This window comes from Alcaligenes sp. CHO6 (assembly GCF_037120595.1).
Classification (GTDB): Bacteria; Pseudomonadota; Gammaproteobacteria; order Burkholderiales; family Burkholderiaceae_B; genus Alcaligenes; species Alcaligenes ammonioxydans.
In genome coordinates this window covers 97,347-119,725 of the sequence record NZ_JBANCI010000004.1, presented here as the reverse complement: position 1 = coordinate 119,725, position 22,379 = coordinate 97,347, and the positions used below count along the sequence as shown (strand labels likewise).

Here is a 22,379-nt window from a genome sequence, read left to right as displayed (position 1 = left end):
GCCCGTTTTCATCGTTAAGGGCTCAGGGCCGTACGACGGAGGTGTCAATTTTTTCCTCGGCCAGCCGGCTGCGTGCCCGGTTCATTTCGTCTATGCCCTTGAAGGGCCCCAGGCGTACCCGGTTTACCGTCCCGCCATTGACCTGAGCACTTTGCACGGACGCATTAAAGCCCAGCATCAGCAGGCGGGCCTTCATGGCTTCTGCATCGGCTGTGTTGCGAAATGCGCCCGCCTGCAGGTAATAAGGGGTCGAGGTCGTGGCGGGCTTGGCGGCCGCAGGGGGGGCGGCCGGTGCTGGTGCGGCCGGTTTGCTGGCAGCCGGTGCCGGGGCGCTTGGCGCGGACGGTGTGACTGCCGGAGCGGCCACCGTTGGCGCCGGTGTCCGGCGTGCCTCAGGCTGGCCGGCAGACTCGGACCCTATGGAAGGCAAGGTCGCAATCAGGTCGCCCAAGGCATCGGGCGCAGCGGGTTTGGGCACATTGGGCAAATTGACGGGAGGCAGGGTCAAGCCGGGAATCGTGCCGCCCGGTGGCGGCGTCTGCCCGCTGGAGCTGCCATACAGATCCCGGTTCGGGTCCAGTAAATCCCGCCCTTCAGGCAAGGCAACGGTAGGTTTGTCCCGACTGGCCTTGTCGACAAAGGGCATGGGCACTTTGGTGACAAACAGGGCCACCGCCACTGCGGCGCCCAGGCCCAGAATCAGGCCAATCAGAATGCCGGTATACGTACCGCCGGAACTGCCGGATTTTTTTCGTGCTCTTGCCATATCTGCCTATGGGTTTACATACGTTCAGGTGCCGATACACCCAGCAGGTTCAGACCATTGCGGATGACTTGGGCGCAGGCCTGGGCCAGACGAAGGCGAGCCAGACGCAAGGCAGTGTCGTCTACCGACACGCGCTCGGCGTTGTACCAGGAGTGGAAGTCCGCGGCGCAGTCGCGCAGCCAGAACGCAATGTGATGAGGTGCCAGTTCGCGGGCGGACTGGGCCAGCACGGCGGGGTATTCGGACAGGCGTTGCAGCAAGGCAATCTCGGTGGGGGCGGTCAGGGGCGTGATGTCGGCCCCCGGTACCTGATCGAGCAGCTCTGCCGACTGGTTCAACACGGAGTTGATGCGGGCATGAGCGTACTGGATGTAATAGACCGGGTTTTCTTCGCTCTTGGACAAGGCCAGATCGATATCGAATACGAATTCGGAGTCGGCACGACGCTGGATCAGGAAGAAACGCACGGCATCCTGGCCCACCCATTCGATCAGATCACGCAAGGTGACGTAACTGCCGGCACGTTTGGAGATTTTCACTTCCTGGCCATTGCGCACGACTTTCACCATCTTGTGCAGAATATAGGCTGGAAATTCCTTGGGGATACCCAGTCCCAGCCCTTGCAGGCCGGCGCGCACCCGGGCGATGGTGCCATGATGGTCGGTGCCCTGGATATTGATTACGTGGTGAAAGCCGCGCTCCCATTTGGTCACGTGGTAGGCCACATCGGGGACGAAGTAGGTATAGCCGCCTTCGGACTTGCGCATTACGCGGTCTTTATCGTCCCCTGTCCCCAGTTCGGTGGTGCGCAGCCATAGCGCGCCGTCCAGCTCGTAGGTGTGACCGGCGTCGATCAGGGCCTGCACGGTTTTTTCAACCTTGCCGGAGGTGTACAGCGAGCTTTCCAGGTAGAAATTGTCAAACTTCAGACCAAAGGCTTGCAGGTCCAAGTCTTGCTCACGGCGCAAATAGGCCACAGCAAAGCGACGGATGTCTTCCAGATTGTCCAAATCACCGCTGGCCGTGACAGACTCGCCATCAGCGGCCTGAACCGTTGCACCAGCCTGGTAATCGCGGGCGATATCCAGAATGTAGTCACCCTTGTAGCCATCAGCGGGAAACTGCTCGCTGTCGGGTTCAATGCCCCGCGCACGGGCCTGTACGCTGGTGGTCAGATTGTCGATCTGGTTACCAGCGTCGTTGTAGTAGAACTCCCGTGTCACGTCATAGCCTTGCGAGCTGAACACGCGACACAGTGAGTCGCCCAGGGCGGCTTGACGGGCATGACCGACGTGCAAGGGGCCGGTAGGATTGGCCGACACGAACTCCACCATCAGTTTTTCATGGGTGGGCGCGGCGTGACCGAAATGCTCACCCTGCTCGGCGATGGCGTGCAGGACGGCCTGATGGGTGGCGGTGGACAGACGGAAGTTGATAAAGCCTGGGCCAGCAATTTCCGCGCCAGCCAGCAAGGCGGCGGCGTTCGGATCGGCCATCAGGGTATCGACGATTTGCTGAGCCAGCTCGCGCGGGTTGCGCCCGGCCGGTTTGGCCAGTTGCATGGCAATATTGCAGGCGGCATCACCGTGCGCGGCCACTTTGGGGCGCTCTAGCGTAATGGTCGGCTCAGCCTGGGGCAAGATGGCACGGACGGCAGCCTGAAGGCAGGCGATTAATTGAGATTGTTGCTCAGCAAGCATAGGAAAGGTCTGGATTGGTAGAAAGACAACCGGGACGAGTTGGTCAGGCCCCGGATGGAAGGCGCGGCATCGGCCCGCCGGATAGCCCCACATGATAGCGTGATTTGACACCAAATTCTTTTCAAGAAGCCTAGCGCTCCCATCCCAGGTGGTTCTGTAACCACGTATCGTAAGCGTCCATGTCTACCCAGGCCACCTGATTGCCGCCGCGCACGCGCCAGTCATCAAAGCGCGTGAGCAGACGCTCCATGCTTTTGCGCACGTCCCGGCCCAGGGCAGGATGGGAGTCCTGATACAGCAGGTCCTGACCATGGCCATGGTAGTCAATGCGCCGGACACCATGCGTGGTCAGGCGCAGGCCGGGTGGCCGCATGTCTTGCACGATAGGGTGCCTGACCTGTAGATCCGTTTGAGGCAATTCGGCCAGCGTCAAACCGGCTGCCGTGGCTTGCCAATGCATCCAGGCCAGAGCCACTTTGTCCAGGTCGCTGACGGCGGTCCTGTCATCGGGCAGCACACCGCCGCCAATTTGGCTATGAGCACCGATAAAGGGCATCTCCACGGTGTTCATGGCCTGGGCCAGGCCGCTTAAGGGAAAGAGCAGTCGGTGCTCGTGCATGGCCACGGCATGGGCGACCCAGTTCCAGGCGTCCGACACACCCAGTCGATAGTGTGTGTTGCTCCAGCCCCCCAGCCCAAACTGCGCCACGGTATCAAAAAGGCCCAAAAATCGGGGGGTGATACAGGCCCGGATGGCACCGCGCTGCGGGTCATTCAAGACAAACCAGCCTTGATGGAGGTGATCCATAATGCGATTGGAAAAGTCGCGTGCCAGTGCAGCCCCGCGTGAAAAACCCAGCAGGTCTACCGGCTCAGCAACAGCCGCAGGCCCCCGCTCCTGCATGCGGTTCAGAAAGTGCTTCCATTGTGATTCCAGAATGCGACCCGCCCGCCAGGCAGTCAGCGCATCCAGATCGACAGTCAAAGGATTGCCGGGGCCGTCGCTGTAGTGCACGGCTCCATCCTGATACAACTGCGACAGTTTCCACACATTGCTAGTGGTGATGGGCGCCTGCCTGGTGCCATCAAACGCGAACAGCAGCAGGCCGGTGGGATCGATATGACGCAAGGGCTGCTGGTGGGCGTAGCCCACGGCCTGGCTCTGGGGCCAAGGCCCCAGCGGGTCCGCTTCCAGATAGTGGCCATGATCGGGCAAATAGGTCCGCAACAGGTTGTCATGCCAGCCTGTTGCGGACTCGGCATAGTGCCCTGGCAGGCGCAGATTGAATTCCAGGTCCTCCCGCAAAATCTCGGCTTGCCCCAAGGGGTTCAGGTCTGCGCCCCAGACCAGTTTGGCATGCTGATCGCTAATCAGCCGCACCGCTCCCATCAGATCGCCATGCAGGTAGTACAAGCGCCCTTGCCCGTCGGGCTGGTAAACAATCATGCCTACCGGTGTGAGGCCCGCGTACAGGTAGCGTCGGGATAGGCGCAGGCCAGGCGCGGCGGGCAAATCCAGCTCGGCCATCAACTGCTGGCCATGAAAGAAAAAGGCGCGTTCCTGATGACCTTGTTTGCGCCAGATACGTTGACCAAAGGCGTCATGCCGGTACTGAACCAGCGTGGCCTCGGCGGTATGTACACGCCGCAAGCGGCGGTTGGGGCCGTAGTCCAGGCGCATGGTGCCGACTGTGGTTGGGGTTCCGCTGGGCATGCGTCCAATCGGCGTAACGGCTTGCGGTGTGCGCGCCGCAAGTGAGCCGTCCGGGTTCCAGGCCAGCCATTGCGCCGGTTCTGTCGTGCCCTGCCGCAACGCGATCAAACGGCGTTGAGCGTCATAGTGCAGATTCCAGTGACGCGTGTGTTGCAGCAGCGGGTACTCATGACGCTCTTCCAGCACATTGCCTTGCTCATCCAGACGGCGGGCCTGGGTCCAGACCGCTTGGCCATCGGCCTGCAAAAGCATGGCATCCACCGTCTGCCCGGTGCTGTTCGCATGGCTGATCAAGTGCAGGCCGTTGCCCCAGGCGTAGCCGGTCTCCTGGGTGCGAATCACAGTTTGTGCCTGCCCGGATTGCCCGATCCATTGCAGCGATTGCAAACGTCCCTGCGCATCCCAGCGGTAGCGAAGTTGCCCTCCTTCGGGCAAGGTGTGGTGTGTGAGCCGGCCTTGCTTGTCGTACTCAAAGCGTTCGATCCAGATCTGGCCGGGGCTATGTGCCCGTTCCAGACGACGCTCCCTCAGCAGACCGGCGCGCAAAGTGAGCCATTGCGTTTCAGTGGGGTGACGAATGCGCAGCGCCCCCGGGCCCAGCCAGTCCAGTTCGCTGCGCTCCGTGTCCTGGCCTTGCCGGTGCTCAAGACGGCTTAATCGCCCCTGTTGATCGTATTGAATATCCAGCGAACCCTCTTGGGCGTAGTCAATACGCGTGAGCTTGCCACTCGCGTTCCAGTAGCGCATTTGACTGCCGTGCAGGCTGCTCGCCCACTGTGTTAAACGTCCTTTCTCATCCAGCCCCAGGCGCAGCATCCCCCATCCGCCCTGATCCTGCTCTAACTGTGACAGCGTTCCATTTGCACGACGCCGTGCCGACCACGGGCCGGCCTGCAGCCAGCGCCCCTGCGGGTCGTACTGCCAGTGCGTGCGATGGGTCGGGCAGGATTCGCACAAGCGGCTTTCCAGGGTTTGCAGTCGCCGTTGGCCTTGATAGTCGCGATAGTGGAAATGATGCTGCTCCGCGCCGATGAACCATTTACTGATGCCTGGCTCATGGGTGGCCGTCCATTCCTGCTCGAAAGCGTAGGAGATCAGGCGACGGATACGGCCCTGGGCGTCATACTCCCAATGCTGCATCTGGTGCGGGGCTTGTCCGGGCGCCTGCAGGCTGCTGCCTCCCAAGTCATGTCTCCCCGGCGTGGGATGGTAGAGGCGTTGCATGCCGTCGGGGCGGCTGACCTTGGCCAGCCAGATCTGCAGATCGCCTTGCTCCAGAAACCAGTGAAAGGGGCCGGCTGGCGTCTGAATATGGATGACGGTGGCACTTGATGTGGTGGGGGCCTGGATGGCTGTCTGGTTTTGCGCCCGCTCTGGTGACGAGTCCGGTTTCTGCGCCGGGGCTTGCCAGTCAAATACCAGTGTTTGTCCTAGATGGTTACGCACGGTCTGCACAGCGTGCGCCCGCGGATGGCTGGCCGTAAAGCGCTCTATATCCAGCCATTGCCGGCTGCCGATACGTACCTGGATCAACCAGCCCTGTTCATTAAAACGCAGGGCCAAGCCATTGGGGCCTTGCCAGAGCCAAGCGGCGCCTTGTGCCCGGGCCGGTGGGTATAAGCGGGTCTGTCGCCCATCGGGCATAAATAAGGCATGGCCTTGCTGCCGGATGCGCAGATCGTAGTTCAAGGCCCAGCCTGTTGAACCGAGTGTAGGCGTGGGATTGCGTCCCTGCCCGTTCCAGTGACGCTGTAGCTGGAGCAATGGCCATGCCTGGCTGAGGGGCAGATCGATATCGCTTTGTTGTTTGCGTCCGCCCAGCAGGTCTACCGGATTGAGCAAACCCATATCCGGCGCAGGCTCGGGCAGGTCCCCCAGGGCAGCCGCCGGTGCGCAGCGTGTGGGGGTCGGGGGCAAGGAGCATTCCAGTGAGCCGTGTGACCAGACCGGAGACGGCGCCAGGATCAAAAGCGGGATTAAGCAGTACAGCGCAGCGACAGGCATGAAGGACTCTCCAAGAGGGGGAAAATCCTGCTATCTTGCAGGGGTGTGTATCCTGAAAGTCGAATCGGAAACACAAAGATCCATAAGGAGAAACCGTATGCTAGTCGTCTTTAAAAGCAAAGCCGCCGCCGATGTTCTGATGTTCTCTGAACATGCCATGCCTATTCTCCGGGCCGCAGGGCGCTCCTATCCCGATGGTTTGCCCGAGCGTGGCGTCTTCACGCCCGAGCAGTTGTCCGAAGCCATTGGCAATATTGAGCGAGCGATCGGGCAAGACCGGGAAAACAAGCACTCGCCCCACGAGGACGAAGACGAGGACAAGGAGCATCCGATGTCCCAGGCCGTCAGTTTTGGCCAGCGGGCTTACCCCTTGCTCGATATGCTGCGTCAGGCCAACAACACGGGGGTTCCGGTAATGTGGGAGCCGGCAGACAGTTCCTGGTAGGGTCTGAAATGTCGGCCTGCCGACAATTTGGCAGGCCTTCTTTGCTTAAGCTCCACAGTTGATCCAATTTTTTCGGAGATCGTCTATGAGCGCTATGGTGCTTGTGATCTTTAGTCCTCGCCAGCACATAGAGCTGGTCACTCCAATACAAACCATCGATCCTGAAAGCGGCAAACAATCTCGTGATTGGTTTGATCGCACCTGGCAGGAACTGGGCTGTGAACCCATGCGGGCCAGCGGCAAAGTGCTGCTGCTCGATAAAATCATGGGTGTTGCCGATGCCCTGGGCTATACCTTGCTGACGCAAGACGAAGAACGCGCCCAGGAGTTTGCACGCCATTGTTTGCAAGCGGTCGGTTCCATGCAGGTCACCGTGGATTTGCCAGGTTTGGCGGTTACTTACTGATCAGGTTCAAGACAATGGAAGACCGGCTCCTTGGGGTCGGTTTTGTTATTCCTTTTTAGCGCGACTGGACAACTGAACCGGTGTTGAAAATTTTGAGCATGTTCGCCCAAAACCCATCGTCGTGAACTTCCATCCCTCAGCAGGCGGAATATAGCCGATCGATGAGTGCAAACGTTTATGGTTGAACCAGGCAACCCCTCCCAAGCTCGCCAAGTTGCTGAACTGCCAGGCTGAATCTGCCGTCAGGCTCAGTCGTTCCACGAAAAGTCGCATTTTCACAAAAAGACCGAGCCTTGCTCAAGTTAGGCGTGCTTGGCAACCGAGGTTAGAGGGTGATCTTGCCTACGTACAACAACCACAGCACCACGACATCGGCGATCAGCAAGATGGCGACATACAGTTTTTCCAGCCTCTCAAAGATTGGCTTACCGTCGTTCTTTTCCTTACGCGACCAAATGAATACGGGCAGACCGCAAGTCAGAAGGATCGGAACGAGTGCCAGGTAGTTCAGTGAGCTGGCGTAGAAGATGAAAAGGCAGAAAAGTACGCCCATCACGCCGCTGACGAGCGCAAGCGTCATGCCTGTTGAAGAATACTTCTTGTATTCGTGAGTCAGGCACAGCTTGGTTATGTAAAGCGTGGTTGTGATATAGGCAGGCACCACCATGAGGGCGCTGATGTTGTACATCGTGTTCCAGGCATTGTTGGAGAAATACACCAACAGCATGGCCGCCTGCATGATGCCGCTGCTTACCCAAAGCGAGATGCTGGCTGCGTCGTTCTTGTTGGTCCGGGAAAACGCCTTGGGAAATGCACCGTTTTGCCCAGCTGCCATGGGAATTTCAGCGCACAGCATGGTCCATGCTAGCCATCCAGCCAGAACTGAAATGATCAACCCCACATTCATCAACCAACTGCCCCATTGCGCGCCCACGACGTGTTCCAGCACGCCGGAGGTAGACGGGTTGGCCACTTGAGCGAGCTCTGGCTGCGTCATGGCGCCAAAGGGCAAGACCGATAACAAGATATAAATAATCAGGGCAATCAAGAAGCCCAGCAGGGTGGCCTTCCCCACGTCGCTTCTTTTGCGGGCGCGGCCAGAGAGCACCACGGCACCTTCTACGCCAATAAATGCCCACAGGGTAACGGTCATGGGTGCCATGATCTGTGCTGTCAGCGAAACCGGGGTGCCCTTGTCTCCGGGACCGCTGAGCACTTGAGGCGAGGAGCCCCAGATATTGCTGAGCAACTGGGAGTAGTCGATCAAGAAGCCCAAAAGGAACACGAACAGCACCAGGGGCACGAGCTTGGCAATGGTGCCTAGAGTGTTGATGAAGCCGGCCACTTTGGTGCCGGAGAGAACGAGATAGTTGTAGCCCCATATCAAGATGGAGCCGCAAATAATCGAGTTGAGGTTATTGCCGTTTGTGAATACGCCGGGAAATATCTGGTCGAACGCATCCATGAGAATGACGGCAAAGGCTACGTTGCCAAAGCACGTCATCAACCAATAGCCCCATGCCACGTTAAAGCCAATGAAAGAGCCGAAACCCTCCTGGGCATACATGTAGACCCCGGCCTGCAGGTCTGGACGCAAATCGGACAGCATGCGAAAAGCGTTGGCAATGAAGTAAACGCCAATGCCGGCGATGATCCAGGCAATGACAACAGGCCCCACTGCCGATGTGGCCGCCGTGTTCTGCGGCAAGCTGTAAACGCCGCCGCCCAACATTGAGCCCACCACAATCGCGATAAGGGCCAGCATGCCAAGCTTTGCTCCAGCGGGGCCTGCGCTCGGCGTAGCGTCGGCACTTGCACTTACTTGAGATTTATCAGTCATGTCTTTTCTCGCACCTTAGAAGAAAATGTCGCCCAAACATCGGACGGCCACCTTATTTATTGCCTTCCCTTCTTGATTGAAGAAACGCGGGGCGCCTTGAAGTTAATGTGCTTAGGTGTGGGATGAGGCTGTCTGTCTTCCTCGACGATGGCTCGGACCCAATAATCTCCGTTCTGATCGATGCTGACGCCCTGAATTTCATGCTCGAATCCGGGGAAGCGCTTGTCGAATTCCTGCAGCGCTTCGAGGTAGCCGGTAATGCCGGTGTCGTCGGCCGGCAGGCGCTCGCCCGGCATCAGAACAGGAATGCCCGGGGGGTAAGGCACCAGCATGCTGGCGGCGATCCGATTGGCAAAATCAGCCACTTTGACGCGTTCAGTTTGATAGCGCACCACCTTTTGGTAGGCCTCAGCGGGTGTGAGCACAGGTTCGGGTATGGAACTCACAGCATCGCTGCTGTGCTTCATCAGGTTCAGCTCTTGCATGGTGTCGTGCATCTGCTGGCACAACGCTTTGAGTGTCATCGACGCATACTTGGGTGACATGCGGGCCAGAGATGGGATGGCGTCTGTTGCCTTGGCACCCTTGTCGTAGAGCTTCTTGAACTCCAGCAGGCTCTCGATCAGTGTGCCCCATTTGCCCTTGGTGGTGCCCACCGAGAACAGAATGAGGAGGGTGTAATCGCCAGTTCGGGCAACTTCGATGCGGCGATCATCGAGGAACTTGCTGACGATACTGCCCGGGATGCCGTGGGTCAGGTGCTGACCGTCGGGCGTGATGCCGGGGCAAGTGATGCTTACCTTCACCGGGTCGAGCATGCAGTCCGCTTCGCCGATGTCTTGTGCAGCAAAGCCGTGCCAGTTGTCGCCGGCATTGAGACGCCACAGTTCAGGCGTCTGGCTCAGCAGCTTGATCGGTGCCTTATGAAAGGCGTGAACCTCGCCGCTGGCAGGATCTTTGACTTCAGTGGGCTGTAGCACATCAAAGAACCACGATGACTCACCGTCTTCTTCGGCGAGCTCTTGCTTGACGTTAACAACCGCTTGGCGGAAAGCGATGGCTTCTTCGATGGATTCCTGCACCAGTGAATAACCGCCCCTGCCCTGCATCATCGCCACGGCCACGTCGATGGAGGCAATGATGGGATAGAACGGCGACGTCGTGCCGTGCATCATGAACGAATCGTTGAAGTCGTCAAATTCCAGCGGGGCACGCTCGCTAGGTTTGACGTGAATCATCGAGGCCATGGAAAGCGCCGGCAGCATCTTGTGCGTGGAATGCACCGCGAACAACGTGGGGCGGTTGGGCATGTTGTCGTCTACATCCATGGCAAACCGACCGCGATAGAGCGGATGGAACTTGGCGTAGGCGTACCAAGCCTCATCGAAGTGAATGCGTGGCACGCTTTCGCTAAGCTGGCCCACTACCTGATGGACGTTGTAGATGAAGCCGTCATACGTGCAATTGGTGACTACCGCATAGCTGGGGTCCGGACTGACCGCGCCGGCGGTCAAGGCACTCGACTGGATGAGCTGGCGGATGCTGCTTTTTTGTAAACGCTGTGCCGGGATGGGGCCGATCAAACCGTAGCCGTTACGGCTGGGTGTCAGGTAAACCGGCCGAGCTTGCGAGAGCGTAAGTCCATGATTGAGGGACTTGTGGCAGTTGCGGTCTACCACGGCAATCTCGTTGGCACCAATAGCGCCTTGCGCCACCACGCGGTTCGAGCCCGACGAGCCGGCCACGCCGTAAAAAGTCCATTTGGCACCAAACAGCTCGGCGGCGATTTCTTCGGATTGCTTGGGTGGCCCAGAGTGGATCAGGTAGTCACCCATTTCGGCTGTGGCGACCCCAATGTCCGCCCGCATCATGTTTTCACCGAAGAAATTGATGAACTCGACGCCGACCGGATGCTTGGTATAAGCCATGCCGCCCATGTGCCCCGGGCAATCCCAGTAGTAATCGCCGTCCTCAGTGAAGTTCTTCAGAGTAGCAAAATAAGGAGGGAGCAGCTTCTGAGCGTAGCGATGAACCGCCGTGTACACTCGGTTCGCCGTGAATTCGGCGGTTTCAGAGTACAGATAAACATACTCGTTAATTTCTCTCAGTATGGAAACAGGAATGCCGTTGACGGTTTCCTCTTCCGAAAGCAAAAAAATGGGAACCGTGTCGTTGCGTTCGCGTATCTGCTGGATAAGTTGCTGGCTCTCGCTAACGATGGCGGGATTGCGGGTATCCCACAAAAGAGCGATGAAGCTGTAATGCGGGCTCTGCTGAATGTAGGTAAGGCCGGCCTTGGGGTTAGCGGCAAGCTGGACGTTAAAGCCTCTTTCGATGACCGCCGTCTCTAAGGCCTTGAGGGCCTGGGCGGCGGGTAGACCCGGGGTCAAACTATCGGAAACCACCACTAGCGCATTGTGATTAAATTTCATTTCAAAGCTCTACGGTTAGGTTGGCCGGTGCGTCCGGCATTTGATACTGATGCTTGAACGTCAGTACGAGAAAACCTTTTACAGCTTGATATGCCCCATTAAATAGAGCGCAATGACCAAGATATCGATAGTTAGTAGAAGCATTAGCGCAACGCGTTCGCCCTTACCCAGCGCAACCTGAGAGGGATGATCCTGGTTACGTGCCCAAAAGAACAAAGGAAGGCCTAACGTGAGCAGCAGCGGAGTCATCGCGACATACCGAATATCGCTTGCGTACAGCATGAACAGGCAAAAGCCAGCCCCCACCAAGCTGCTGAACAGCGCCAGCCCACGTCCCGCAGGCTGGCGTCGGCTGAATTCGCCGTTCATGCAGGTCTTGATCAGATAGGCGGCCGAAGCGAAATAGGCGGGCAGCACGCAGATGGCTGAGATGGCCAATAGCGTGAGCCAGGCATGATGTGAGAAATACACCATCACCATTACGGATTGCATAATCCCGCTACTGACCCACAGGGCGATGGATGCGGAGCCCTTGTTATTCTCAGTGGCAAACACTTTGGGGAAGGTGCCGTTGCGGGCTGCCACCTGTGGAATCTCGGCGCAGATCATGGTCCATGCCAGCCAACTGACGAGAATTGAAATAAGAACCCCGATGTTGATCAGCCACTCTCCCCAAGCGCCGGTGAGATGATTCATGACGCCAGCGGTGGACGGGTTGGGGATCTGGCTCAGGGTTTGTTGCGATAAGGTGCCAAAGGGAAGCACCGACACGATCATGCAGATGATCAGGCCCAACACGAAGCCGACCAGCGTGGCGCGCCCCACGTCCTTTTTGTTCCGGGCCCGCGCCGATAATGCAACGGCGCCTTCAACGCCGATGAAGCACCACAGAGCCACATACATGGGTGAAAGCGTTTGCGACAGAATGGAGCCAAGCGGCTTGGCGCCTGGCACGGGATGGTGGCCCCAGATATCGGCGGTTAACTGGGCGTAGTTGAGAAAGTAGCTCACTACCCCGACAAAAATTACCAGCGGAATGAGCTTCACAAAGGTACCGATGGTATTAATCATCCCCGCCGTTTTGGTGCCGGACAGCACCAGGGTATGAAAGCCCCAGATCAGGATGGAAGCGCCAACGATAGAGGTGATGTTGTTGCCACCGGTGAAGTCGCCCGGGATAAAGTAATTAAGCGTATCCATCACCATTACAGCAAACGCCACGTTGCTGAATACGGTCATGAGCCAGTAGCCCCATGCCACGACGAAGGCACTGAGAGGACCGAAACCCTCTCTGGCATACATGTAAACACCAGACTCGAGATCTGGCCGAAGATCAGAAAGCGCAACAAACGTCTTGGCGATAAAAAACATACCAAAACCGCTAACGAGCCAGGCAATGACCACCGGTCCGAGAGCTGAAGTTTCCGCCATGTTTTGCGGCAGGCTGTCTACACCGCTTCCTATCATTGAACTGACAACGATGGCAATCAGTGCCACAAGGCCGAGTTTCTGGTCGGTAGACTTAGTGCTCATACGCTCTCATTGGTTATTTCGGCGCAGTTGCCGCTCTTGATGGGGTGCCAATGGATGGAGGAAACGGACCATACAATCGATGTATCTCAGTTCGTATGGCTTAGACCGACTGGAGCAAAGATACCAGAGTAATTCACTTACCGTTGAACGGATATCTTCAATCTTAAAATAATTTAGTACGACGTATGGATGATACAAATGGCGCACGATCCGACTGTGCACGATAAGGCTTAACGTTAATGGTGTGGAGGGCAGCAGTGGCGTTAACAGGATTGAGTGGACAAGGGTGTGATCAGATTAGACTGCCCCGATAATCCCAGGCATGTCAGGCTTACGATTTGAGCATGAGGGGTAGTCCATGAGTACTCAGTGTTTTTCCCCCTTGAATTCAAGAAGGAGGCCGTTCGACAAATTGTTGCCTGGGGGTATTCAGTGGCAGAGGTTGTTGCCCGGATCGGCGTGTCGGCCCATCGCCTTGCTAGGTTGTAGTCGTGATAAGGCCGTGAGGCCCGATAATTCGGAGAAACACGCTACCGAACTTGTCGAGGCCAAGCGCGGTCTTCTGCCTCTGCGGGTCGGCATGCGATCCTCACATTCTCGCAGCTATGCGCCCACGCCTTAGACTGCGCTCTGGCTCTTGGCATGCGTGCTGCCCACCCAGTGGGCAGGCAATCCACCATCGCGCTTGAGGGCACCTTGTCCCTGAATCTAGAAGGTTTGATAGATAGTTTCGTGAGAGATGCGCACCGATTTATCCTCCTGAAAATCGATCGGAAATCGGTTGGCAATCTGTGCGGGCGACCAGCCCTTTACCCATTTGTGGTCCCCGCAATGTGGTTTATTCCATCCATTAAGCGGCGGCTGCCGAGAGTGTTCGATCTCACACTGAAGCACCTATGCGATACCTAACCGGAAAAGCAGCGGCGCACACGGTGGTCGAAATCAGGCCTAACCTGCCCCGTCCTACTTTTCATGGCGCGGCATGATCCCGCAAAAGGCTTGATAGCAGACATTTTTTAGGAGCGAATGGAGATGGCCTCTTGAGTCGCCCACGAAAAACCCGCCTTGTGGGCGGGTTGCGGGCAGAGCGACGATAAGCCGGGCTGCGAAAGCGGGTCAGGCGCGGCCGGGATAGACCGTGCGGGCGCTGGAGCGGGATCACCCCTCCAGCGGCGACATAAAGACGATTTAGGCCGTCGTGGCTTCAGCTTCCTGCTGGGCGCTGGTGTGGCGGTTGACGGCGCTCAGGATTGCCAGGAAAGACGAGGTCACGATATCGGCGTGGATACCGACCCCGAAACCCGAGGGGCTGTCGCCGATACGCATTTCCACGTAAGTGGCGGCGCGGGTCTCAGCGCCCGAGCCGATGGCGTGCTCGTTGTAGTCCATGATCTTGATCGCCAGGTCCAAGGCATTCACAAAGGCAGAGATCGCGCCTTCGCCCGAGCCTTTCAAGGTGCGTACCTGGCCGTCGTGCTCAACATCCACCTCAATGGTGAATTGCTGGCCACTGTCGGCATGAGGCTGGCTGATGATGTTGTGCTTGAGCAGCTTGTAGTGTTTTTTGCAGTTCAGGTACTCAGACTCGAAAATGCCGTATACGTCGGCCGGTGTCACTTCCTTGCCGGTGGAGTCGGTCACGCGCTGAATGGCGCGGCTAAATTCGATTTGCATGCGACGTGGCAAGACCAGACCGTGTTCCTGTTCCAGCAGGTAGGACACCCCTCCCTTGCCGGACTGGCTGTTGACGCGGATCACCGCATCGTAGCTGCGGCCCAGATCGGCCGGGTCGATGGGCAGGTAAGGCACTTCCCAGAGCTCGTCGGATTTTTGCTGGGCCAGGCCCTTTTTGATGGCGTCCTGGTGGGAGCCGGAGAACGCGGTAAAGACCAGATCACCCGCGTAAGGGTGACGTGGATGGACTGGCAACTGGTTGCAGTACTCGGCGGTGCGGCGCACTTCGTCGATATCGGAGAAGTCCAGCTCAGGGTCCACACCCTGGGTGTACAGGTTCAGGGCCAAGGTGACCAGGCAGACATTGCCGGTACGCTCACCGCTACCGAACAGGCAGCCTTCAATACGATCCGCGCCAGCCATTACGGCCAGCTCAGCTGCTGCCACGGCAGTGCCACGGTCATTGTGCGGGTGTACGCTCAAGGTGACGTTGTCGCGTTGTTCCAGATTATTGTGCATCCATTCGATCTGGTCGGCGTACATATTGGGCGTGGTGGCCTCAATGGTAGCGGGCAGGTTCAAAATAACGCGCTCGTCCTTGGCCGGACCCCAGGTCTTGACGACGGCGTTGCACACATCCAGGGCAAATTCGGGTTCGGTGGTGCTGAATACTTCGGGCGAGTACTCGTAGCCCCATTGGGTTTGCGGGTACTTGGCCACTTCGTTTTTGACCAGACGCGTGCCGGTCAAGGCAATTTCCTTGATCTCGTCTTTACTCAGGTTAAAGACAATCTTGCGAAAGGCAGGAGCGCAGGCGTTGTACAGGTGAATGATGGCGCGCTTGGCTCCTGCGGCCGCCTCGACCGTGCGTTTGATCAGGTCTTCACGCGACTGCGTCAGCACAATGATGGTGACGTCGTCGGGAATGCGGTTCTCGTCAATCAGCTTGCGAACGAAATCGAAGTCGGTCTGCGACGCGGAAGGGAAACCGACCTCGATTTCCTTGAAACCGATTTTGACGAGCTGCTCGAAAAAGCGCAGTTTACGAGCCACATTCATGGGTTCGATCAAGGACTGATTGCCATCGCGCAGGTCAGTGCTCATCCAGATGGGCGCTTTGGTAATGCGCTTGGACGGCCAGGTGCGTTCAGCAAAGTCGCGATCAAAGGCGACAAAAGGACGATACTTTTGAGAGGGGTTTTTCAGCATTGCCATGGGGATACCTGTCGGACAAAAAGTGTGGATTACTTCTTGCCGTCACCAGCGATTGCAGCATTTACGTAGGCCGGTGGCGGCACAAATGACGTAGATGTGGCTGAGTATTGGCTGCCGAACTGCCACGGGACACTAGGCCCGGCAACCGGACGCTAGTAGTAGCAGGCAGGATAGGCTGGAGACAGGGGCCGAAAAGCGGCCTTCACGCACGGAACGCGACAAGGCTGCTTCAGCGGCGGGGCTGAAACCTTGGCATGCGTAGGAGGATGGGCGTGCGTAAGTCATGACCGTAAGTCAAACACAAAAAAAACAGGAAGGCAAGCGTTACGCCTGCGGTTCATGGCGTTCGTAGTCGGCTTGAAGCAGGCGACTTTGCTGCTGAGCCAGTTCTATTTTGCCAAAGCGACCGGCACGCAGTTCGCGATGGGCGCGTTGTAAATCACCCACAGTCAACGGGCTGCGTTGGTCGGGCCAGGTCCATAAAATGACTTCCCGAGCCGGGCGGCTGAGGGATCGGGCCAGTTGGGCCACCGTAGCCTCGTCAATAATGCGTTGCTGGTTGCGTCGCATGACCGCTTGTACGAAGCCATACAAAAGATAGGCAATAATGAGGGTTATGACGCCCACGACCGTCCACCAGAAAAACGGGTTGTATTGCTTGATCAGTGCCAGGTTCTGAATGCTCAGGGCCTGCAGGCCGGAGTAATCCAGACCACGCCCAAAGCTGATAAGACGGTTGAGCAGGTCCCACCAGATAATGGCGACCACGATAGTGACTACGGTGCAGATAATAGTGGCCGTGGCGCACAGTTTGAACAGTGTGTTGCGCAGAGCCTGACTATCGTTGGCGGTGGGTGTCTGGGCGTTGTCAGTTTTCATGGAAACGATTGTACCTATGCTTACGCGTCAGTCACTAGATTTACGCCAGCAGCAAACGCTGGTTTTGACGCCGCAATTGCAACAGTCTATTAAAGTGTTGCAGCTATCGGGTGCCGAGCTGGAGCAGGAATTGGCTCAGGCTTTGCTGGAGAATCCGTTGCTGGAGCGTTTGGACGTGCAGGCGGATGTCGCCGCCGATCCATTGCCGGAAGCCGTTTCGGGTGAGGCGGAATCCTCGTGGGCGAGCCTGGAGTTTCCAAAGCATCTGGGCGACAAGGAGGACCCGGACTGGACGCCGGAGTCGGCCATGGATCAGGACCTGGTGGCTTACCTGGTCGAGCAGTTGGGCTTGTTGCGTTTGAGCGACCGTGACCGGGCCTTGGCGCAAATCTTGATCGAAGAACTGGACGATAACGGCTACCTGCCGATGTCACTGGACGAGGTGCTGGCGTGCCTGCCTGCCGAGCTGGGCATTGATGACAGTGACTTGCGCTGCGCACTGGCCCACGTGCAATCCCTGGACCCCGCCGGTGTCGGCGCTCGGGACCTGTCTGAATGTTTGAGCTTGCAACTGCTGCACCAGGCCAGACAGCTCGAACCCGCCTTGCTGGAGTGTGCCCTTTATCTGGTGCGCGAGCATGTCAGCGTCCTGGCCTCTCCCAGCCAGTTGCGACAGCGTTGCGCTGGCCGTTATTCGGCTGAACTGGTTGAGCGTGCCCATCATCTGGTCTTGAGGCTGGACCCCAAACCGGGCCGTGCCTGGACGCAGAATGTCTCGGCTTATGTCGTGCCCGATGTGTTGCTGGTTCGGGGCAAGGACCGCTGGCAAGCGGCCCTCAATCCCTTGGCTGTGCCACGGCTGCAATTGGTCAAGCTGCACGACTATGACATCGAGACACACCCAGCCTTGTTGGCGGAACGGCAAAAGGCCACTGGCCTGCTGCGCAGTGTGAACAGCCGCTTTGTGACGATATTGCGGGTGGCGCAAGCGATTGTGCAAATGCAGCAGGACTTCTTTACCCAGGGCATTGCCGCCTTAAAACCCATGCAATTGGCGGATCTGGCAGCAGAGTTGGATTTGCACGAGTCCACGATCTCACGTGCGACGCGGCAAAAGTACATGCAAACCCCGCATGGCGTGATGGAACTCAAGCAGTTCTTTACCGTGGGCTTGAGCAGTACGGACGGCAAAGCCGATATGTCGGCCGCCTCGGTACGAGCCCAGATTGTGCAGATGATTCGCGAAGAGTCGCCTGCCAAGCCTTTGTCGGACCAGCAGATTACCGATCTTTTGCAGGCCCAGGGCTTGACGTTGGCACGCCGCACGGTAGCCAAGTATCGGGAGGCGGAAGGGTTGGCCCCGGCTTCACAGCGCAAGATGCGGGCAGCTGCCGGGGTTTAGCTGCGAGGGCCGCGTATCTGCCTTCGTGGGGCGATTGCGGTGACGATCCGGCGCTGACACGTGCTGGCCTGCCTCCTGCCAGACGCATGCCGGGGCGTTTCCTAGCTGAACAGCCAGGGCTCCTGCCGTTTGCGCTTTTCCTCGTAGGCCTGGATCATTGCCTGCTTTTGCTCGGTGATGCTGATGTCATCCAGGGCCAGTAGCAGACGGCGTCGGCGTTCGGGCTCCACGTGGAAAAGGATGGGTGGTTGGGGGCCGCTCAGCGTGCAAGCCTGTAGATCCACTGTCCATTCATCCCAGGGATGACGGGCGACGGTGGCAAACAGGGCGTCTACCTGAGCGGTACTGAGCGTTATGGGTAATAAGCCATTTTTAAAGCAGTTATTGCGGAAAATGTCGGCAAAAGAAGGCGCAATCAGTACGACAATGCCCAAATCCTTCAGCGCCCATACCGCGTGCTCGCGGCTGGAGCCGCAGCCAAAGTTCTCCCGTGTCAGCAAAATACGCGCTCCTTGCGCACTGGGCTGATTCAGGCAAAAACGGCTGTTCGGCTCGCGTTCGGCCCGTGGTTTGCCCGGATAGCCGATGTCAGCGTATCGCCAGTTGTCAAAGGCATAAGGGCCAAAGCCGGTGCGTGACAACGAGGTCATATATTGCTTGGGCAAAATGGCATCGGTATCCACATTGGCGCGGTCCAGTGCAATCAGGCGCGAGCGTACGGACGTAAATGCGGTGTTGAGGCTCATGGGGTCTCCCAATGTCGGATATCAACCAGGTGGCCCGCAATTGCGGCTGCGGCGGCCATGGCCGGACTCATCAGGTGGGTGCGCCCCAAGGCGCCCTGCCGCCCTTCAAAATTGCGGTTGGAGGTGGAGGCGCAGCGCTCGCCCGGCTTTAAGCGATCCTCGTTCATGCCCAGGCACATGGAGCAGCCTGGCTCGCGCCATTCAAAACCGGCTTGCATGAAAATCTGGTCCAAGCCCTCTTGCTCGGCCTGACGACGCACCAGACCCGAGCCGGGGACCACCAAGGCTTGCAGCACGGTGCTGGCCACGCGCTTGCCCTTGACCATGGCGGCCGCACTGCGCAGATCCTCAATGCGCGCATTGGTACAGGAACCAATAAACACCCGGTCTATGGCGATACCCGCCAGCGGCTGGCCGGCCTGCAAAGCCATATAGTTCAATGCGCGTTGCGCATCAGCTTGTTTGCCCGTGGCGGCGGTCAAGGGGTCAGGCACACGCTGGTCGATGGCCAACGCCATATCGGGGGAGGTTCCCCACGTAACAGTGGGGGCGACCTGCGTGGCGTCGATCTGCAAGTGCTGATCGTATTGGCAGCCCTCATCGCTGACCAATGTGCGCCAGTACGATTCCGCCTTGTTCCAGGCTTCGTCTTTCGGTGCCAAGGGACGACCGCGCACATAGTCCAGAGTCTTGTCGTCCACAGCGACCAGGCCAATACGGGCACCCGCTTCGATCGCCATATTGCACAAGGTCATGCGCCCTTCCATCGACAAGGCGCGGATGGCAGGGCCGGTAAATTCAATGGCACAGTCCCGCCCGCCATCCGCGCCCAGGCGGGCAATGATGTGCAGGATCAGATCCTTGGCGGTGCTGGTGGCTGGCAGTTCGCCTTGCACATCTACTTGCAGGCTGCGCATGCGTTTTGCGGCCAGACATTGCGTGGCCAGAACATGCTCCACCTCGGAAGTGCCAATGCCAAAGGCCAAGGCCGCAAATGCGCCATGCGTGCTGGTATGGGAATCGCCGGCCACGATGCTGGAACCGGGCAAGCTCATGCCCTGTTCGGGTCCGATCACGTGGATGATGCCTTGGCGCTCGTCATCCAGCCCGAAGTAGCGCAGCCCAAACTCCCGGCTGTTGATCTCCATCTGGTCAATTTGCGCCTGGGCCAGGGGGTCTGCCAGACGCTGATTGCGGCGACGAGTGGGCACGTTGTGGTCGACCGTGCTCAGTGCGGTTTCCGGGCGACGCACGTGACGCCCGGCCAGACGCAAACTCTCGAAGGCTTGCGGACTGGTGACTTCGTACAACAACTGGCGGTCTATGTAGATCAGATCATGCTCATCGTCTAACGCTGCCACGCGATGTGTATCCCAGAGCTTTTGAAACAGGGTGCGGGCGGGGTTCATGACGGGGACACCTTCAAGGCATAAGCCGGGCCGGCTTTGTGCAGACGACTCTGAATCGGCTCGTGGGTCAGGGCGGCGATTTCTTCAGCCATTGCTTGCAGCTTTTCCAGATTCAAACCGGTTTCCACGCCGCTGATCTGGAACATATGCGCCAGATCTTCCAGGCTGGCATTGCCGCTGGCACCCGGAGCATAAGGGCAGCCGCCCAAACCGGCCAGTGCTGCATCGAAACGACGCCCTCCTTCGCGGTACGCCGCCCAGGCATTGGCCAGCGCCAGACCGCGGGTGTCATGAAAATGGCCGGTGACGCCCTGCTCGCCATACAGGCTCAAAGCGGCTTGGGTCAGGCGCTCTACATCCACGGGCGAACCCATGCCGGTGGTATCGCACAGGCTGACGGAGCTGGCTCCCATACGCTGTACTTCTTGCATCAAGGCAATCACGTGTGCGGAGGCGACGGAGCCGCTAAAGGGGCAGCCAAAAGCGGTGGACAGGGACACGTTGACGGGCGTGTTGCCCGCTGCTTCCAGGACCTGCTCCAACTGGGCCAGTGATTGCGCAATCGTCATGCGCAGATTGGCCTGGTTATGCGCTTCAGAGGCCGAAAATACAAAGTTCAGCTCATCCATACTGGCCGCTAAAGCCCGTTGCGCACCGCGCAGATTGGGAACCAGGGCGGTGTAACAGACGTGAGGGTCGCGTGCGGTCAGGCTGGCCAGCTCGTCGGCATCCGCCAGGGAGGGAATGGCTTTGGGCGAGGTAAAGGATGTCAGCTCGATCTTGCGCACGCCGCATTCAGGCAGGGCGTGCGCGATACGCAGCTTGTCCGGGGTAGGCACCCAGCGCGGCACGATTTGCAGGCCGTCACGCAAGGTGACGTCGCTGATCAATACGGTACTCATTCCACGATTCCTTGTTCACGCAGTGTTCGGCAGCGCTCCGGGCTCATGCCCAGTTCTTGCAGGATGCTGTCCGTGTGTTCGCCCAACTCCGGCCCCAACCACTGGGTGGCGCCGGGGCTGCGGCTGAGCTTGGGCACGATGCCGGGTATGGTCAGTTCCTGGCCGTCCTCCAATGTGTGTTTTTCCAGCATGCCGCGGGCCTGGTAGTGTGGGTCATTCAGAATGTCGGCAGCAGTGTAGATGCTGCCGCTGGGAACTTCGGCCTGCTCCAATGCCGTCAGCACGTCGGTCAGGCTGCGAGCGCCGGTCCAGTCGCCGATGGTCTGGTCCAGCATGGCGCTGTGTTCCACGCGTCCGGCGTTGTCCGACAGGCGTGAGTCGCTGGCCAGATCGGGGCGGCCCATGGCCTGCATCAGGCGAATGAAGATGGCATCGCTATTGGCCGCAATCACCACCCACTTGCCGTCACCGGTAGGATAGGTGTTGGAGGGGGCAATGCCGGGCAGGCTCGCTCCGGTGCGTTCGCGTTGATGACCGTTCAGTTGATAGTCCGGAATCAGGCTTTCCATGATGGCAAAGACCGATTCGTACAAGGCCACATCAATCATTTGGCCCTGCCCGCCTGACTGATGCAGATGGTGCATGGCCAGCAGCGCCCCAATGGTGCCGTACAGCGAAGCCAGCGTATCGCCCAGGCTGACGCCGGCCCGTACGGGAGGACGATCCGGGTAGCCGGTGCCATAACGCAGGCCGCCCATACATTCTGCGATGGCTGCAAAGCCGGGGCGTCGGTGATAGGGACCGTCCTGCCCGTAGCCGGAGACGCGCACCATGATCAGGCGCGGGTTCAGTGCATGCAGTGTTTCCCAGCCCAGACCCCAGCGTTCCAGCACGCCGGGGCGAAAATTCTCAATAACGATATCGCTTTGCAGGGCCAGTTCACGGGCAATGTCCTGGCCTTCGGGCTGGCGCAGGTCCAGTGCAATGGAACGCTTGTTGCGGCTTTGCACGCGCCACCACAGGGAGGTGTCCTTGTGCAGTTGCCGCCAGCGGCGTAGCGGGTCGCCCTTGCCGGGCGGTTCAATCTTGATGACATCGGCCCCGAATTGGGCCAGCAGGCTACCGGCATAGGGGCCGGCAATCAGTGAGCCCAGCTCCAGGACTTTGATGCCTTTGAGCGGGGGGGCGGTAAAGCTGTTTTTATCCATTTCTGTTTCCTCCAATGATTGATTCTGGAATAGAAAAAGAAAGTGGAAAAGCAATGAAATATTATGCTGCCATCGTAAAAAACGTGGATGGAAGATAAATAAAA

15 protein-coding genes and 1 pseudogene are annotated in these 22,379 nt (G+C 58.5%); 3 read left to right on the top strand and 13 right to left on the bottom strand.

Annotated features, from left to right (window positions below; genetic code table 11):
• Window positions 1–22: 22 nt before the first annotated feature.
• The 3 genes from V6936_RS14470 to V6936_RS14460 form a co-directional block, all read right to left on the bottom strand.
• Entirely contained in the window at window positions 23–766 is a 744-nt protein-coding gene (locus V6936_RS14470) for an SPOR domain-containing protein (protein ID WP_003800538.1), read from the bottom strand.
• A gap of 14 nt (window positions 767–780) precedes the next feature.
• Window positions 781–2,466 carry an arginine--tRNA ligase gene (gene argS / locus V6936_RS14465; RefSeq protein WP_219235424.1) on the bottom strand — a complete coding sequence of 562 codons (1,686 nt, stop codon included), beginning with the start codon at window positions 2,464–2,466 and terminating at the stop codon, window positions 781–783.
• Between the two features lie 130 nt (window positions 2,467–2,596).
• The gene (locus tag V6936_RS14460; protein ID WP_336580028.1) at window positions 2,597–6,184 is read right to left on the bottom strand and encodes a phospholipase effector Tle1 domain-containing protein; all 3,588 of its coding nucleotides are present in this window, start codon (window positions 6,182–6,184) and stop codon (window positions 2,597–2,599) included.
• Between the two features lie 97 nt (window positions 6,185–6,281).
• Between V6936_RS14460 and V6936_RS14455 the strand changes: the two genes are divergently transcribed.
• Together V6936_RS14455 and V6936_RS14450 are read left to right on the top strand one after the other, a co-directional pair.
• Window positions 6,282–6,629, top strand: a complete 348-nt coding sequence (locus tag V6936_RS14455) for a DUF1840 domain-containing protein (protein WP_003800531.1) — start codon at window positions 6,282–6,284, stop codon at window positions 6,627–6,629.
• Between the two features lie 85 nt (window positions 6,630–6,714).
• Entirely contained in the window at window positions 6,715–7,035 is a 321-nt protein-coding gene (locus V6936_RS14450; RefSeq protein WP_003800530.1) for a hypothetical protein, read from the top strand.
• Window positions 7,036–7,360: 325 nt separating this feature from the next.
• Here the strand turns inward: V6936_RS14450 and V6936_RS14445 are convergent, their stop codons facing one another.
• The 6 genes and pseudogenes from V6936_RS14445 to V6936_RS14420 form a co-directional block, all read right to left on the bottom strand.
• A complete protein-coding gene (locus V6936_RS14445) occupies window positions 7,361–8,800 on the bottom strand; it encodes a basic amino acid/polyamine antiporter (RefSeq protein ID WP_003800528.1) in 1,440 nt (479 codons plus the stop codon).
• A 131-nt stretch (window positions 8,801–8,931) separates the two neighbouring features.
• Window positions 8,932–11,307, bottom strand: a complete 2,376-nt coding sequence (locus V6936_RS14440) for an Orn/Lys/Arg decarboxylase N-terminal domain-containing protein (RefSeq protein ID WP_003800525.1) — start codon at window positions 11,305–11,307, stop codon at window positions 8,932–8,934.
• 78 nt (window positions 11,308–11,385) lie between these two features.
• Entirely contained in the window at window positions 11,386–12,840 is a 1,455-nt protein-coding gene (locus V6936_RS14435) for a basic amino acid/polyamine antiporter (protein WP_336580027.1), read from the bottom strand.
• Between the two features lie 545 nt (window positions 12,841–13,385).
• Window positions 13,386–13,698: pseudogene (locus V6936_RS14430) on the bottom strand (IS30 family transposase); the annotation flags it as partial.
• Between the two features lie 330 nt (window positions 13,699–14,028).
• Window positions 14,029–15,723, bottom strand: a complete 1,695-nt coding sequence (leuA, locus tag V6936_RS14425; protein WP_207307440.1) for a 2-isopropylmalate synthase — start codon at window positions 15,721–15,723, stop codon at window positions 14,029–14,031.
• 330 nt (window positions 15,724–16,053) lie between these two features.
• Window positions 16,054–16,608 carry a hypothetical protein gene (locus V6936_RS14420; RefSeq protein ID WP_003800519.1) on the bottom strand — a complete coding sequence of 185 codons (555 nt, stop codon included), beginning with the start codon at window positions 16,606–16,608 and terminating at the stop codon, window positions 16,054–16,056.
• A 16-nt stretch (window positions 16,609–16,624) separates the two neighbouring features.
• Here V6936_RS14420 and rpoN point away from each other — a divergent pair, with 16 nt between their 5' ends.
• Complete coding sequence (gene rpoN, locus V6936_RS14415) at window positions 16,625–18,010, top strand: RNA polymerase factor sigma-54 (protein ID WP_131071154.1); 1,386 nt, start codon at window positions 16,625–16,627, stop codon at window positions 18,008–18,010.
• 101 nt (window positions 18,011–18,111) lie between these two features.
• Here the strand turns inward: rpoN and leuD are convergent, their stop codons facing one another.
• From leuD to V6936_RS14395, 4 genes are read right to left on the bottom strand one after another with little or no spacing between them, the layout of a single operon-like run.
• Window positions 18,112–18,756, bottom strand: a complete 645-nt coding sequence (leuD, locus tag V6936_RS14410) for a 3-isopropylmalate dehydratase small subunit (protein WP_003800516.1) — start codon at window positions 18,754–18,756, stop codon at window positions 18,112–18,114.
• The gene (gene leuC, locus V6936_RS14405; protein ID WP_003800514.1) at window positions 18,753–20,165 is read right to left on the bottom strand and encodes a 3-isopropylmalate dehydratase large subunit; all 1,413 of its coding nucleotides are present in this window, start codon (window positions 20,163–20,165) and stop codon (window positions 18,753–18,755) included. Before leuC ends, leuD begins: the two co-directional genes overlap by 4 nt.
• Window positions 20,162–21,067, bottom strand: a complete 906-nt coding sequence (locus tag V6936_RS14400; RefSeq protein ID WP_131071155.1) for a hydroxymethylglutaryl-CoA lyase — start codon at window positions 21,065–21,067, stop codon at window positions 20,162–20,164. Before V6936_RS14400 ends, leuC begins: the two co-directional genes overlap by 4 nt.
• The gene (locus V6936_RS14395; RefSeq protein ID WP_131071156.1) at window positions 21,064–22,275 is read right to left on the bottom strand and encodes a CaiB/BaiF CoA transferase family protein; all 1,212 of its coding nucleotides are present in this window, start codon (window positions 22,273–22,275) and stop codon (window positions 21,064–21,066) included. Before V6936_RS14395 ends, V6936_RS14400 begins: the two co-directional genes overlap by 4 nt.
• Between the last annotated feature and the right edge of the window lie 104 nt (window positions 22,276–22,379).